A 15,560-nucleotide genomic window follows, 5' to 3' on the forward strand; every position below is an offset into this window, starting at 1 on the left:
CCATGACAGTGTCCACGCTCGTATCCTGCTCCGTCGTCATCTGCGCCTACACCACCGAACGGTGGAGCGACCTGTGCGCCGCAGTCGACTCGGTGCTCACCCAGAGCGTGCCGGTCCTCGAGGTGCTGCTGGTGATCGATCATTCGGAAGAGTTGTTCTCCCGTGCCGAACGGCACTTCGCAGCGGAATCTCGTGTGACCGTGCTCCGCAACTCCGAGTCGAGGGGCCTGTCCGGCGCCCGCAACACCGGCGTCCGCGCGTCGCGGGGCGACATGATCGCGTTCCTCGACGACGACGCCCGCGCCGAACCCGACTGGTATCGCGTGTCCGCCGCCCACTACTCCGATCCCGACGTGCTCGGTGTCGGCGGATTCGCGAGCCCGGCGTGGCCGGCCGACCGCCCCGTGTGGATGCCCGCCGAGTTCGACTGGGTGGTCGGCTGCAGCTACGTCGGCCAGCCGACGAGCATCGAACCGGTGCGGAACTTCATCGGCTGCAACATGTCTCTGCGGCGCACCGTCTTCGACGCCGTCGACGGGTTCAGCGACGGAATCGGCAGGGTCGGGAAGACTCCGGTCGGGTGCGAGGAGACCGAACTCTGCATCCGGATCCGAACTCACCAGCCCACCGCACGGTTGCTGTTCGACCCCGCGATGAAGGTGGTGCACCGCGTCAGCGACGACCGCACCACGTTCCGCTACTTCCTCTCGCGCTGCTTCCACGAGGGCGTGTCGAAGGCGCTGGTGTCCGATCTCGTCGGGGCCGGCGATGCGCTCAGCAGCGAACGGGCGTACACGGCACGTGTCCTCCCGCGAGCCGTCGTCACGGGGATCGCGTCCCCGCGGCACGGCGGACTGGTCCGAGCGGGTGCCGTGATCGCGGGGTTCACGGTGACCGCAGCCGGATACGTCCGAGGCCTCGTCGGTCTGCGATCGAAGCGGGTGACGGCATGACCGGAACACTCGATCGCAGGATCGACCTGATGCCGGCACTGGAGAGCGATCACGCGCCGACGTGGGACGGCGCCGTCTGGGTCGGCGAACTTCGTGGACCTGTCCGGGACGACACCGAATACCGGCTGGAGAAAGCCGAAGGATATCGGCGCGCCCGGCTGCTCGTGCGAGAGGATCGCACCCTGCTGGGATTCGTCGAGGTGGACGTCGAGGACGGCAGGCTCGAGACCGCCGCACTGCGGCACGCAGTGGACGGGCTCGTGCCGGCGACGGTGGCCGACAGCGTCGTCGACGCCGGCGCATCCGGCCCGTCCGTCACCGTCGTGGTGTGCACCCGCGACCGGGTCGACAGCCTGAAGATCGCCCTCGACTCGATCCTGGCGCTCGACCATCCCGGCTACGAGGTGATCGTGGTCGACAACGCATCCCGCACGGATGCCACCCAGCGCTACGTCGCCGAACTCGGTGACCCCCGGGTGCGCGTCGTGACCGAGCCCCGGCCCGGACTGTCCCGGGCGCGCAATGCGGGCGTCCGCGCGGCGACCACCGGGATCGTCGCGTTCACCGACGACGACGTCGTGGTCGACCGGTACTGGCTCACCGAACTCGTGGCCGGCTTCGGTGCAGGGAATGCGGTGGCGTGCGTGTGCGGCATCGTCCCGAGCGGTGAGATCCGCACACCCGCGCAGGCGTACTTCGATCAGCGGGTGGGGTGGGCGAGTTCCTGTGTCCCGCGGTTGTTCGACCTCGCGCACCCACCGGCCGACGTGCCGCTCTTCCCCTTCCAGGTCGGGATCTACGGCACCGGCGCGAATTTCGCCGTCGATCGGCAGGCCGTGTTCGCGCTCGGCGGATTCGACGAGGCACTCGGAGCGGGAGCCCCCACCGACGGCGGTGAGGACCTCGACATGTTCTTCCGCGTTCTGCACTCCGGGAGGCAGCTGGCGTACCGGCCGGGGGCCGTCGTGTGGCATCGGCACCGCGCGGACAACGAGGCGCTCGCCGTTCAGGCGCGCGGCTACGGACTCGGGCTCGGCGCCTGGCTGGCCAAGATCGCGGCAAACCCCCGCACCGCGTGGCTCGCGGTGCGGATCGCCGTGCGGCAGGCGCCGACGTTTCTCCACCTGTCGCGGAAGATGTCCCACGTCGCCACCCCTCCGGACGGCCTCGCAGGTCACCTGCCCGCGGGGATCGGAGCCACCGAGCTGCGCTCCATCGCACGCGGACCCTTCGCCTATCTGAAGGCCCGCAGGGAGGGCCGGGATCCGGCGCCGATGAGGGCGGTGTCCCATGACGGCCCGTCCTGATTTCGTAGGAACCGAGTCCGGCGCCGGTCGCGCCGACGGCACCCGGTTCGCCACCTGGTTCGGACCGGACGACGCACCGCTGTTCGGCGTCGTCGACGTTCCGGCCGACGGCCGGTGCCGCGGTGCCGCCGTCCTCTGCCCGCCGATCGGCAAGGAACAGGTCGACTCGTATCGCGCAATGGTGTATCTCGCGCAGCAATTGCGCGCCCGAGGGCTGCTGGTGCTGCGGTTCGACTACCGCGGCACCGGTGATTCGCCGGGCGCCCAGGACGATTCCGACGCGGTCGCCGGATGGCTCGACAGCATCCGGCGAGCGGTCGAGTACGTCCGCGGCTGCGGCATCACGGACATCGGGTTGGTCGGCCTCCGGGTCGGTGCCCTGCTCGCCGCGCAGGTCGCGGCGGCGTGCGGTCCGGTGCGGGCCGTGACGCTGTGGGATCCGGTGGTTCGTGGCCGCGGCTACCTGCGCAAGCAGACCGCGCTGCACCAGATGGTGGTCGGCGCGGAAGACGCCGGCGATCCGCGGGTCACCCTCATCGGCGCGGTGCTCGCACCGGTCGCAGCGTCGGCGCTGTCGGCGATGAGCCTGCGCGCGGCGGTCCCGCCGCCCGGCGCGAAGGTCCTGATGGCGTTGCGCGAGAGCGAGATCGATTCCGTCGGGACACGAGAGACTGTCGGCGCCTGGAACGCCGAGACGTTCACCGTCCACGACTACGAATCGTTTCTCGAACCGGCGGACTTCACGGTCCGGCTCCCGTTCGGCGACGTCGATCGGATCGCCGAATGGATGTCCGCATCCTTCGGCGACCACCGCACCGGAACCGCACTCGATCTCCGCGCCACCGCCGTGGTGGATCGGACCGTCGACGGCAGGCAGGTCGTCGAGACGCTGGCGTTCGCCGGAGCGTCCGAACTCTTCACGATCCGCACGTCCGTCGTGCCCGCGCGGGGTACGAGGCCCGACGCGGCGGAACCGGCGGTGATCTTTTACGGCACGGCCAACGAGCACCGTGTGGGCCCGGTCCGGCTGTGGGCCGAGACCGCACGCGAACTGGCGGCGCACGGGATCGTCAGCGTTCGCTTCGATCGGCGGGGCACCGGCGACACCGGCCTGGTGCAGCACGGCGAACGCACCACCATCTACACGGACGAATCCCGGGACGACGCCGTCGACATCATCTCCGTCAGCGGTGCGCAGCCCGACTCGGTTGTGCTCGCCGGGATGTGCTCGGGTGCGTGGAATTCGGGTTACGCCGCCCTCCGGCGTCCCGTCCGGGCAGTGGTCCTGGTCAACATGGCGGACTGGACCATCACCCGGAAGGCGTTCGTGAAGCAGTCGACGATGGTCACCGACCGGAAGTCCCTGACGGGTGCGGCGCTCGCGCTGCTCCACCGGCACGCGGCGACGACGAAGAAATACCTGCGGCTGTGGATGCCGTACCGCGGCTGGTTGTGGCTCGGCAAGGCCGGACTGCTGCAGGTGCCGGAAGTCATGCTCGCTCCGCTCAACCAGCGCGGCGTGCACACCACCGTCCTCCTCTCACCGGTCGACCACGCCGCGTTCCTCGAGAACCACGGTGAGCGCAGCCTTCGCCGATTGCGGCGCGCCGGCTGGAACGGACGCCTGGTCACGTATCCGACCGGCGATCACTCGCTGTACAGCACCGCCCTGCGGGACAGGGTCCTGCGGGACGTCCTCGCCACCGCTCTCTGCGAACTGACCGTGGACCGTGTCGACGACGCCCGCCACGCTTCCCGGCCGGAGTTGGCGGGATAGCCATGGGAGCCCCGACAGCGACGCAGTCGCAACTACACGCCAGACATCGCGCCGAGCAGCCCACGCGCTCCGCCGGGCGGAATCTGCAGCTCAACTCGATGGCACTGATGCTGTCGAGTGTGGTCACCGGTGTCCTCGGCCTCGCCTTCTGGGGCGCGGCGGCGCGATTGTTCCCCGCCGACCAGGTGGGGGTGGCGTCCGCGCTCATCTCGACGGCGATAATGCTGTCGACGCTGTCGAATCTCAGTCTCGGCTCGATGTTCGAGCGCTTTTTGCCGGTGGCCGGTCATCGTGCGGGACCGTTGCTGATCAAGGGCTTCGCCGCCGTGGCGACACTGGCCTTCGTGTCGGCTGTGGGGCTCATCGTCCTCGGCCCGCGGGACACGCTGTTCGAGAACAAACTGGAAATCGCGATCTATCCGGTGTTCGTCGTCGTCCTCGCCCTCTTCGCGCTACAGGACCAGACGGTCTCCGGTCTGGGTGTCGCCCGTTGGGCGGCGTCGAAGAACGTCTTCCACGCGCTGGCCAAACTGCTGGCGGTCGTGGTGCTCGCGGCGTCGGGTTCGGCGCTTGCCATCGTCGCGTCCTGGGGAGTCACCGCGGCGATCGCCGTGATGGCCCTGCTGACGTCGATGGGACTGCGCATCCGGTCCGACCCGCGGTACCGGCAGGCACCGGCGCTGCCGTCGAACAAGGAACTCGGGGTGTACTTCGGCTCTTCGTACGGCATTTCGGCGCTGGGGGCCATTGCCCCACTGGTCGTCCCGCTGATCGTCGTCACCCGGGTCGGTACCGCGGCGAATGCGTATTTCGCAGTGACGTGGTCGATCGTCAGCGCCCTCTACATCATGGTGAACCTCATGGTGGGCCCGTTCGTGGCCGAGGCCGCCGCGCATCCGGACAAGATCGTCAGCCTGTCCCGCCGGTTCGTCCGCACCATCGCCGTGATCGCGGTGGTGGGCGGGCTCGGTCTGGCCTTCGTCGCGCCGTTGGCGCTCGGATTCATCGGTGCGGAATACCGTGCGGAGGGAACACCTCTGCTCCATCTCGCCGCGGTGTTCGTGCCCCTCGCCGTCATCGGCGCCGTCTACGACGGTCTTGCGCGGGTGTACCGCCGACTGACCCTCGCCGTCGTCACCCAGTGCCTGGCCACGGTGGTGATCATCGTCGGCAGCCTGGTCTTCAGCGCGTCCGTCGGCGTCGCGGGGGTGGGCTGGGCGTATCTCGCCGCCGAGACACTCACCGCCGTGATCCTCGCCGGACCGCTCATCTCCTGGCTCCGCCGACTCCAGAACCGCGCCAAGTGGGAGCGGTGGCTGGCGAAGAACAGCGCGAACCAGAAACCGATGTGGCAGGTGTCCGATGTCGATGCATAGCGCGAGCTCCCGCGACCTGATGCGCAGCGGCAGTCGCATGATCACTGCGATCGGTCCCGTCCGCCTGCCGAGCACCGGCGAGATCCGGGACACGCTGACCGTGCTCGCGCACGCCGGTGGACGTCACACCCCGATCGGGCTCGTCCCGACCACCGAGTCACGCCGGTGGGAGCACCGACCGCAGGACTTCCTCGGCGTCCGGCAACTCGGGCCGTGCACCCGGGAGGAGGTGCCGCGGCTGCTGACCCGGCTGGCACGCGCGGGCGCATCTGCGCGTCCGCTGAACGTCGCGGTCGCGGGAGACTTTCTCCTCCTCGACATCTCGCACGGACTCGGTGACGGGCGGCTCGCACTGGCACTCGTCCGTGCCGTCGCCGGCGGACGCACCGGGACGCCGGTCCCCGAATGGGCCCGGACACGCGACAGTGCACTGCCGCTTGCACGCGCCCTGACCCGGGCCTTCGCGACGTCTCCCGCCCGTGTCGCTCAGCTCCTCGAACCCCGGCCCTCCATCACGCCCGACGCCGGTCCCGTCGGGACCGTGCCCTGGCGCAGGTCACCCACGGCGGTGGTCGAGTCCGCCGTGTCCGGAACCACCGCGGAACTCCGTCGCTGGCGGGATCGGGAACTGCCCGGGGCGTCGGTGTCGTCGTTGCTGTTCGCGGCAATCGCGCGGGCGATGCGCAGTCGTGGTCTGACGGTCGACGACAAGGTCGACGTCCTCTTCGACTGCCGCCGCTATCTCCCGGACGGTGCGACGGTGAACGGAAACTTCGCGGCCGGAGTGCGGTTCGCACTGTCCGACCCCGGTGATGCCGCCGAGATGAGTGCGGCGATCGCGGAGGCCACCGCGTCGGGCAGGCCGCTCGCCTCGCTCGCACTCAGCATCGCCAAGTTCCGAAGGCGCATGCGGGCAGGGACGGCGCACACCGAGGCCGCGCACGTCGCGGCGAGGCCCCGGGCGAGGCTCGTGTACTCCGACATGGGGGAGGCCGCGCTGCTGGCCGATCTCGACTGGACCGACGAGCCCGGCCGGCGGATCGTCACCGCACTGAGCGAGCCGGCCGATCCGGCGTCGATCGTCTTCACCTCGGTGCGCCGCGGTCCCGAACTCGACGTGTCGGCGTCCCTGCACGACAACGTGTTCGACCCCGAACTCGTCCGCGACGCACTCGCGGACGCCCTGTGCGACCCACTGTCTCTCCTGTCTCGAAGGATTGTCTAGCCATGCCCTCACACGTCCTGGAGACATCGAAGCGAACCCCGCTGTACCTCACCGTCGCCGCGCTGCAGTTCTTCGTCGTCGAATTCCTCGTCGCCGGAACCTGGCGCGGTCACTACAGCTATTCGACCAACTTCATCAGCGACCTCGGTGTCCCGTTCTGCGGCACCGACGGCACCGCGCCGTGCAGCAGGACGTCGCTGCTGATGGACGCAGCGTTCGTCGTGGCCGGTATCGCGTATGTGGTTGCCGCCGTCCTCTGGTACCGAGTCGAGCGGGTGCTCCCACTCGTCCCGGTGGTGTTCCTCGTGGTGGCCGGAATCGGCGGAGCGGTCGTCGGTCTCGCGCCGTCGAACACGCACTGGGAAATTCATTCGCTCGGCGCGACGCTGTTTCTCATCTTCGGCAGTCTCTTCACGCTGACGACGGCACTCACCGTCTGGCCGCAGATGTCGGGGCCGGCCACGTACGCCGCCGTCGCGCTGGGGGTGCTCGGACTGGTCGGATACTTCTGTTTCACGTACTCCTGGGACCTCGGTCTCGGCGTCGGCGGCATCGAACGGGTCGCGGCGTACTCGGCGATCCTCGGCTTCGTCGTGTGCGTCCACCTCGTGACACAGCTGCAGTCCGTTCGACGTTCGGCTGCCGTCCGGGTCGGAGACAACGCCGGTGCATAGACCGCTGAACCGTCCACGCAGAGCCCGTGCCGTGTCGTCGGCTGCGGTGTTCCTCGCGCTCGCCTGCGTCGGCGCCACCGGGTGGTACGCGTCGAACGATGTCGCGCAGGCATCCGGGAAGGGCGAAAACGTGCTCATGTTCGACGATTTCGACGGGGCCGCCGGAACCTCGCCCGACCCCCGCTACTGGGGGCACGCAGTCGGGGGAGGAGGCTGGGGAAACGATGAGGCGCAGGTCTACACGGACGCTCCCGCCAATTCCCGGCTCGACGGCGAGGGCAACCTCGTCATCGAAGCCCGCCGCAACGGATCCGGCTACACGTCGGCACGGCTGGTCACCCTCGACCGCTTCGCCTTCCAGTACGGGCGTGCCGAGGCACGTATCAAGCTGCCGAAGGGGCAGGGCCTGCACCCGGCGTTCTGGTTGCTGGGCACGGACGTCAACCGGGTGGGCTGGCCGCAGTCGGGGGAGATCGACGTGATCGAGACGATCAACGACGCGTCGTTCTACCACAGCGCGCTGCACGGCCCGTCCGCCGACGGCACGCCCTGGGCTCTGAACGTCGAGGGCAGCGAGGACGTGTCGGACGATTTTCACGACTACTGGGTGGAGCGGTCGCCGGACCGGATCACGTTCGGCATCGACGACGCCGTGACGGGCGAGTTCTCGCGCGCGGACCTGGATCCGCGGCAGGAATGGGTGTTCGACAAGCCGTTCTCCCTGTTGCTGAACGTCGCCGTCGGCGGACGGTGGCCCGGTGACGTCGGAGCCGGCACGACGTTTCCGGCCACGATGCTCGTCGACTGGGTGAGGGTGACCGATGAGTGATCTCCTCACGGCGGAGCGCCTCGACACGCGCACTCCGGAGCTGTCCAGGTACTACGACGTCGCCGCATTGGCGTCGGCGGTCGCGGGACTGACATCCCTTGCCCCGCTTCCGTCGCCCGTCGGTGCCGTGCTGCTGACGGTGTTCGTGCTGAGCGGCCCGGGTCTCGCGATCGTGACATGGTTGCGGATACCGGTCGCCGCAGCGGCCGCGGCCGTCCCCGTCCTCGGACTGTCCGTGGTCACCGCCGCCACCACCGTCCTGGCCTGGTTCTACCGCTGGCCCGCCACCGGTCTGCTGCTGGTGATGGTGCTGGCCGTCGTCGCGTCCGCGCTGCGGCATCGGTGGCACGACACCGGCGCCGGCCCGGTTCGCGTGGTCACCCTGCGGCAGGTGCGGTTTCGCCTGTCGCACTGGGCGCACGACGCCCGCTGTAATCGCCCCCTGATCCTCGTCGCCGTGGCACTGGCTCTGTGGGTGGCCGTGCTCTTCGGGCTCGGCACCACCGAGTACTCACAGTTCGGTCTGCTGTTCGTCGGAAGCGGCCCCGGTCTGGTGGTGTGCACGCTGATGATGCTCGGCGCGTTCGTCTGGGCTCTCCGCACAAAGGCTGTCGGGACAGCGGCCACGGCTGTGCTCGGTGTGATCGTGGTGGAACGGCTCACTCCGACACTCGTCACCGACGTGCCCATCTACGGCTGGACGTACAAGCACCTCGGCGTGGTCGACTACATCCAGCGGTTCCAGACACTGCCACCCAAGGGCGTCGACATCTACGGTGAGTGGCCGGGCTTCTTCACCGCATTCGCGTGGTTCGGTGACATCACGTCGGCGGGCATGATGTCGATCGCCCACTGGTTCGCGCCGGTGATCCACGTGTTGCTGGCGGTCGTGATCGCCGCTATCGCACGGCTCCTCGGGTTCGACATGCGGGTGGCACTGACCGCCGCGATGGTGGCGGAACTCGCCAACTGGGTGGGGCAGGACTACTTCTCGCCGCAGGCCATCGCACTCGTCATGGCGCTGGGTGTGGTGGCGCTGCTCGTCGTGTCGACGGAGCACCGATCCGCGGCATACCTGTCGGTCCTCATCTTCGCCGCCCTGGTCCCCACCCACCAGCTGACCCCCTACTGGCTGTTCGGCGTGACGGCGGCCCTGGCGGTGACGCGGAAGATCCGCCCGTGGTGGCTTCCCGTGCCCTACTTCGCGATCCTCGTCGCCTACCTCGTGCCGCGGTTGGACATCGTGGCACCGTACGGGCTGCTGTCCGGTTTCAACCCGGTCGACAACGCCGCCAGCAACGTGACCGCGGTCGGCACGTTCGGGAAGATCTTCACCTCCGCCGTGTGCCGTTCCCTGTCCGCGGGCATCATCCTGCTTGCCGTGGTCTGCGCGATCCTCCTCTGGCGGAGCAAGCGTCCCGCCTGGATCGGGACCGTCATGGCGTTCAGCTCGTTCGCGCTGCTGGCGGGCCAGAGCTACGGCGGTGAGGCGATCTTCCGGGTCTACCTCTACGCCGTGCCCGGCTGCGCGATCCTCATCGCACCGATTCTCGTGGACGCGCTCACGATCAGGTTCCGGTCCGGATTGCTCCGCCGAGTCGTCCCCGTCGGACTCGCGATCGGACTCGCGTACGTGACATTCGCGGGCCTGCAAGGCTATTACGGGTTGTGGTCGCTGGTCGTCGGATATCAGTCCCAGGTGACGTTCGCGGAGGACATCCTCGCGAACGAACAGCCCCCGGCGACGATCATGTCGCTCTATCCCGCGGGTCTCCCCACTCGGGTCAGCGCCGACTACATCAAGTTCGCAGTCGTCGACAAGGATTTCGATCAACCCCTGCTGGCCTTGCCTCCGGCCTTGCTGGAGGGTTTCCCGCACGGCGGCCAGATCGAGATGATCACCGCGGATGCGGCGGAACGCGCAGGCGACACGTATGTCGTGTTCAACACTCAGGGCACTGCCGCCATCCACTACTACGGTTATCTACCGGACGGATCCGTCGACAACTTCGAAGACCAATTGCGGGCCAGCCCCGATTGGTCCGTGTCAGCGCAGGACGTCGACAGCACCATTTTCCGGTACACGGGCCCGCGGAGGTAACGGCTACCTGGCGTATTCGGTCACGAACGGTCGGGGCGGGCACTTAGCATCGGCACATGCAGCGGATGCGCTCGGCCATGTTCGACATGGCGTTGACGTGCTCGGTGGCGCTGTGCGCGCTGTCCCTCACCCCAGCTGTGGCCGGCGCCGTTCCCGTCGCCGGAGGTGCCCGGACCGCCTACCCCGGGTACACCGTGGTCGGCAGCGACGAATTCGACGGTCCCGCAAACGCCGCACCCAATCCACAGTTCTGGGGGTACGACCTCGGAGGCGGCGGGTGGGGCAACAACGAGAAACAGGTGTACACCGATTCCAGGCAGAATTCGCGACTCGACGGCAGCGGTCGCCTCGTTGTCGAGGCGCGCAGAAACGGTGGCGGGTTCACCTCGGCTCGGCTCGTGACCCGCGGCAAGTTCGACTTCACGTACGGCGTGATCGAGGCGCGGATACAGGTGCCGTCCGGCCCGGGAATCCATCCGGCGTTCTGGACGCTCGGGACCAACATCAACAGCGTCGGGTGGCCCGCCTGCGGCGAGATCGACATCCTCGAGGTGATCGGGGACGGTTCGCGATACCACGCGGGAGTACACGGTCCCACCGTCGGCGGCGGCCACTGGGAGCGCTCCACGGACGGCTCGATCGGCGCGAACCTCAGCGCAGGTTTCCACGACTACGCACTGATCAAGGCGCCCGGACGCATCTCGGTGGGGATCGACGGGAACATCGTCGGCACCGTCACCACGGCGGATCTCCGTCCCGAGGAACGCTGGGTGTTCGACGCCCCCGCGTATCTGCTGCTCGATGTGGCCGTCGGCGGAAACTGGCCCGGTCCTGTCACGCCGTCCACACGCTTTCCCGCCACCATGCTGGTGGACTGGGTGAGGTTTTCCCAGTGACGTCGGAGTCGGGCGAGTTTCACGTGTGAATAGAATCAGCTTCATGGTCGTGTCGAACTCAGAGTGCCGCTGCGGCCACCCATTCACCGCTCACGAGCACTACCGCAAGGGCACGTCCTGTGCGATGTGCGACTGCCCGAGGTTCCGGCGGCCGTTCCCACGGTTGATCGGGAAACTCGTCGGCCGCTGACCGCGCGCTGAATTCGTCCGGATGCTTCCACCGCCTCGGGCGATTGCCGGGGTGGATGTACCGTTCGACGTGCCGAACGCGGTGACAGGTACGTTCGCGCTGCCTTCTCACTGTGCGACGGCATAACATACTTCAGGTATGTATAAGGCTGTATTACAGTACATGCATCGTGTAAAAATAGTGTTATCAAAACTTTGAATTCAATACGCAATGAACGATGTATGCGCAGTTGCGGCAGACGGCAGTTCGGGTGGTGACGATGGAACGTCGGACAGCCGAACGCGCGGGGACGTCGTCGGGTGCAAAGGCGGTCCGGCGGAGCGATGCGCTGTGGCTGATCGTGGTGATGATTACCGTGCCGGCGTTGCTGTTCGCGACGGCTCTGTGGCATGGGTGGGACCGGGCGTTTGCGACCACGGTTGTCGTCGACGTCGGCTTGCTGGTGTTCGCTCTCCTCGCGACCGGGTGCGCCGGGTGGGCGGCCTGGAGAGGACGGGGTGCTCGCCGCCGGAGTTGGCTGGCACTGGCGGGTGGGCTGGCGGCCTGGTCGGTGGGCGAAGCCATCTGGTGCTACTACGAGGTGTGGCAAGGGCTCGAGCAGATCCCGTTCCCCTCGCCGGCGGACGCGGCCTTCCTGCTGTTTCCGGTCGGCGCAGGCGCGGCTCTGCTGCTGTTTCCGGCGGGCGACGGCGGACAGTCCCGTACCCGGTTGATTCTCGACGGAATCATCGTGGCCGGTTCACTGTTCGTGGTGTCGTGGGTCAGTGTGCTGGGCAGCGTCTACCACGCGGGAAGCGACACACCGGTCGCCCTGGTGTTGTCCCTCGCCTATCCCGTCGCGGACGTGGTGACCGCGACGATGGCGATAGTGGTGCTGGCCCGCGCGCGGTCCGGGCAACGCCTGACGCTGGGGTTGCTGTGTATCGGGATCATCCTGATGGCGTTGTCCGCCAGCGCATTCACGTATATGACCGCGATGGGCACGTATCACTCCGGAAGTGTGATCGACCTGGGCTGGGTGGCCGCCTTCGCCGCATTCGGCCTGGCGGCGCTGGCGAGTACCCGCGAGCCGTCACGCGAACCGGTTCCGGTGCAGATTCCGTCTCGAACACGGTTGTGGTTGCCGTACCTTCCGTTGGTGCTCGCTGCTGGAGTCGGCCTGCAGCGGGAGTTGCCCGGCCTGGGCTCCGGCCCGATCCCCGCGGTGATCATCGTCCTGGTAGTCGCGTTGCTCGCGCGGCAGTTCATCGTGCTGGCCGAGAACCGACGGCTCCTGCTCACCGTGGCCCGGCAAGCCTTTCGCGACCGGCTGACCGGATTGGCGAACCGTGCGTTGTTTCTCGACCGGCTCGACCAGGCCGTACAGCGCCGGCGCCGGGAACCGACACCGATCGTCGTGCTGTGTGTGGATCTCGACGATTTCAAGACCGTCAACGACAGCCTCGGCCACCCCGCCGGGGACGAGTTGTTGATCCGCGTCGCCGAACGGCTCACCGGCTGCATGCGGAGCACCGACACCGTGGCCCGGCTCGGAGGCGACGAGTTCGCGGCACTGGTCGAAGGGAGTGTCGAGGATGCACTGTCCGCCGCGGATCGGGTACTGGAGGCATTCACCCCGCCGTTCATCATCGACGGTGTCGTCCTTTCCATCCGCCCCAGCATCGGGCTCACCATCGCCACGTCCGAGGTCCCCGACGCGACGACCGAGAGCCTGCTCAAACAGGCCGACCTCGCGATGTATGCGGCGAAGCGCTGCGGTGGCGGCTGCATGCGCAGTTACATCCCGGACCGGGCCGACGCCGAAGAGATCGAGGCGTCGACCGCCGTCGACCGCCCGACGGACCGCCCCGTCGTCACCAGACCCGGTGAAGCCGCACACACACCGCGGCACGCGCGTCCCCTGGCCGTATCCGGAAGCGGCAGCGTGCCGGGGTCGACGACTACGCACCACCTGTCCCGGCAGGCCCGGACGAACTGGGTGGCGCCGTCCGACCCGTCGCGGTGCGGCGTCACCGTCAGGCTCGGGATTCTGCTGATCGGTGTGGTCCTGTTGGGGATCTCGATCGGGTCGGAGGATCAAGCCGGTTGGGTGGTGCTGCACGAGGTGCTCTACGACGGACTGGCCCTGTCGGCCGCGCTTCTCGTCGCCGCTCGTGCATGGTGGGTACCGACCGAGAAGAGGGCGTGGGCGCTGATCGCGCTGGGCATGACGAGCTGGGGTGTCGGCGATGTCCTGGCGACGACGTGGGTGCCCGACGGCCAGTCGCCCTCGGTGGCCGATCCGCTGAAGCTGGCGTTCTACCCACTCGTGTATGCCGGGCTGGTGGTGCTGCTGCGCGCACGGGTGCGGCGGGTGCCGACCGAGATCTGGTTGGACGCGGTCACCGCAGCGTTGACGCTGGCGGCACTGGCGACCGCCCTCGCATTCGGCCCGATCGACTCGGTGGCCGACGGGTCGCCTGCCACGGTGATCGTCGGGCTGGCCTATCCGGTGGGAGATGTGCTGCTGCTGGCACTCGCGGTCGGGGCGCTCGCGGTGCTGGGGTGGCGCGCCGAGCAGCGGTGGGTGCTGCTGGCCGCGGGGTTCATGCTGTTCGCGGTGGCCGACACCGTGTACCTGTTCCGAAGCGCTGCCGGTCATGAGGTGGATGTGTGGGTCGATGCGCTTCCGCATGTCGCGGTGATGCTCGTTGCCGTGGCGAGCTGGCGGGCCCCGGGCCGACGGAAAACGGATCAGCTACCGGGACCGGTCATCTGGGTTCCCCCGCTGGTGTGCACCGCCGCTGCAGTCGGGCTGCTGGTGATCGACCACGATGCGCGACTGCCGCGGCTCGCGGTCATGCTGGCAGCGCTCAGCCTGGTCGCGGTCGCGGCCCGGTTCGCGGTGACGTTCCGGCAAGTCGTCGTCCTGGCCGACAGTCATCGCGAGGCAAGCACCGACGACCTCACGAACCTGGCCAACCGGCGGGCAATCGTGGCCGCGCTGACGGCCGCGTACGACGAGCAGGCGGGACAGCCGGCCGGGCATCACAACGGTCCGGGACCGGGTCTGCTGCTGATGGATGTGGTCCGCTTCAAGGAAATCAACGACTCGTTCGGACGTTACGTCGGCGATCAACTGCTGCGCCAGGTGGCGGACCGGTTGTCGCGGTCGGTGCGACCGGGCGATCTGCCGGCACGGCTCGACGGCGACGCGTTCGCGGTCCTGCTGCCGGCGGGGACCGATCTCGTCGGCGCCCGGGCGCTGGCGGGCCGTCTCCTCGAGGCATTTCACGAGCCGTTCGACCTCGACGAGGTCACGGTGCGCATCGAGGCGTGCATCGGGATCGCCCTGTGCCCACAACACTGCGCCAATCCCCAGGATCTGCTGCAGTGCGCGGGAGTGGCGATGTATCGCGCCAAGTGCTCCCGCCGCGCGATCGCGGTGTACGACGCCACCGAGAACCAGCGCAGCATCGAGGAGCGGCAGACCGTGGAGGAACTGCGCACGGCGATCGCCGGTGGCGAGCTCACGTGCTACTACCAGCCCAAGGTCAGCGCCTCCGACGGCCGAGTGCACGGCGTCGAGGCGCTCGTTCGGTGGGAGCATCCGCTCCGCGGTCTGCTCCTGCCCGACGAGTTCCTTCCTCAGGCCGAACAGTCCGGACTGATGCGGCCACTGACGACGAGGGTGCTCGAGCTTGCGCTGGGTCAGGCGCGGAACTGGCTCGATCGCGGGATATCGCTCACCGTCGCGGTGAATCTGTCGGTCACCAATCTGCTCGACGTCGACCTGGTCGCCGAGATCAACCGACTCCTGGACGACCTTCGGTTACCCGCCGACACGCTGATCCTCGAGATCACCGAAAGCGTTCTGATGACCGACTACATCCGTGCGAGGAGGGTGGTCGAAGCGCTGCAGGGACTGGGAATCGGATTGTCGATCGACGACTACGGCACCGGCTGGTCATCCCTCGCGTACCTGCAGGACCTGACCGTCGACGAGCTCAAACTCGACCGGGTCTTCGTCGCGCGCCTCGCGAGCGACCCTCGGTCGGTCGCGATCGTGCGTTCGACGGTGGAGCTCGCGCACAGCCTCGGTGCGTCGCTGGTGGCGGAAGGTGTCGAAGACGAGGACACCCTGCGGGCCCTGCGCCGATACGGCTGCGACGTCACCCAGGGCCACCTCCACGGCCGGCCGTTACCCCCCGACCAACTCGACCTTCGGTTGATCGGCGGGCGCCGGTGACGCG

The 15,560-nt window shown here is 68.3% G+C and carries 10 protein-coding genes; all 10 read left to right on the top strand.

Going from position 1 to position 15,560, the window contains the following annotated elements; genetic code table 11:
• The first annotated feature begins 2 nt into the window (after positions 1-2).
• The 10 genes from CA951_RS28800 to CA951_RS28845 all read left to right on the top strand — a co-directional run bounded on the left by CA951_RS28800 (position 3) and on the right by CA951_RS28845 (position 15,556).
• Positions 3-953 carry a glycosyltransferase family 2 protein gene (locus tag CA951_RS28800; protein WP_087560081.1) on the top strand — a complete coding sequence of 317 codons (951 nt, stop codon included), beginning with the start codon at positions 3-5 and terminating at the stop codon, positions 951-953.
• Positions 950-2,260, top strand: coding sequence for a glycosyltransferase (locus CA951_RS28805; RefSeq protein WP_087560082.1), 1,311 nt, complete (start codon positions 950-952; stop codon positions 2,258-2,260). The genes CA951_RS28800 and CA951_RS28805 overlap by 4 nt, the downstream gene beginning before the upstream one ends.
• Entirely contained in the window at positions 2,244-4,037 is a 1,794-nt protein-coding gene (locus tag CA951_RS28810) for a serine aminopeptidase domain-containing protein (protein ID WP_087560083.1), read from the top strand. The genes CA951_RS28805 and CA951_RS28810 overlap by 17 nt, the downstream gene beginning before the upstream one ends.
• 2 nt (positions 4,038-4,039) lie before the next feature.
• Positions 4,040-5,413 carry a lipopolysaccharide biosynthesis protein gene (locus tag CA951_RS28815; protein WP_087560084.1) on the top strand — a complete coding sequence of 458 codons (1,374 nt, stop codon included), beginning with the start codon at positions 4,040-4,042 and terminating at the stop codon, positions 5,411-5,413.
• Positions 5,400-6,638 carry a hypothetical protein gene (locus tag CA951_RS28820; protein WP_087560085.1) on the top strand — a complete coding sequence of 413 codons (1,239 nt, stop codon included), beginning with the start codon at positions 5,400-5,402 and terminating at the stop codon, positions 6,636-6,638. The genes CA951_RS28815 and CA951_RS28820 overlap by 14 nt, the downstream gene beginning before the upstream one ends.
• Positions 6,639-6,640: 2 nt before the next feature.
• Entirely contained in the window at positions 6,641-7,312 is a 672-nt protein-coding gene (locus tag CA951_RS28825; RefSeq protein ID WP_087560086.1) for a DUF998 domain-containing protein, read from the top strand.
• A 31-nt stretch (positions 7,313-7,343) separates the two neighbouring features.
• Entirely contained in the window at positions 7,344-8,141 is a 798-nt protein-coding gene (locus CA951_RS28830) for a glycoside hydrolase family 16 protein (protein ID WP_087560087.1), read from the top strand.
• Positions 8,134-10,242: a hypothetical protein gene (locus tag CA951_RS28835; RefSeq protein ID WP_087560088.1), complete on the top strand. Its 2,109-nt coding sequence runs from the start codon at positions 8,134-8,136 to the stop codon at positions 10,240-10,242. The genes CA951_RS28830 and CA951_RS28835 overlap by 8 nt, the downstream gene beginning before the upstream one ends.
• 56 nt (positions 10,243-10,298) lie before the next feature.
• Complete coding sequence (locus CA951_RS28840; protein WP_087560089.1) at positions 10,299-11,138, top strand: glycoside hydrolase family 16 protein; 840 nt, start codon at positions 10,299-10,301, stop codon at positions 11,136-11,138.
• Between the two features lie 449 nt (positions 11,139-11,587).
• Positions 11,588-15,556 carry a bifunctional diguanylate cyclase/phosphodiesterase gene (locus tag CA951_RS28845; RefSeq protein WP_087560120.1) on the top strand — a complete coding sequence of 1,323 codons (3,969 nt, stop codon included), beginning with the start codon at positions 11,588-11,590 and terminating at the stop codon, positions 15,554-15,556.
• Positions 15,557-15,560 lie beyond the last annotated feature (4 nt).

This window comes from Rhodococcus sp. NCIMB 12038, from assembly GCF_002165735.1.
Lineage (GTDB): Bacteria > Actinomycetota > Actinomycetes > Mycobacteriales > Mycobacteriaceae > Rhodococcus_F.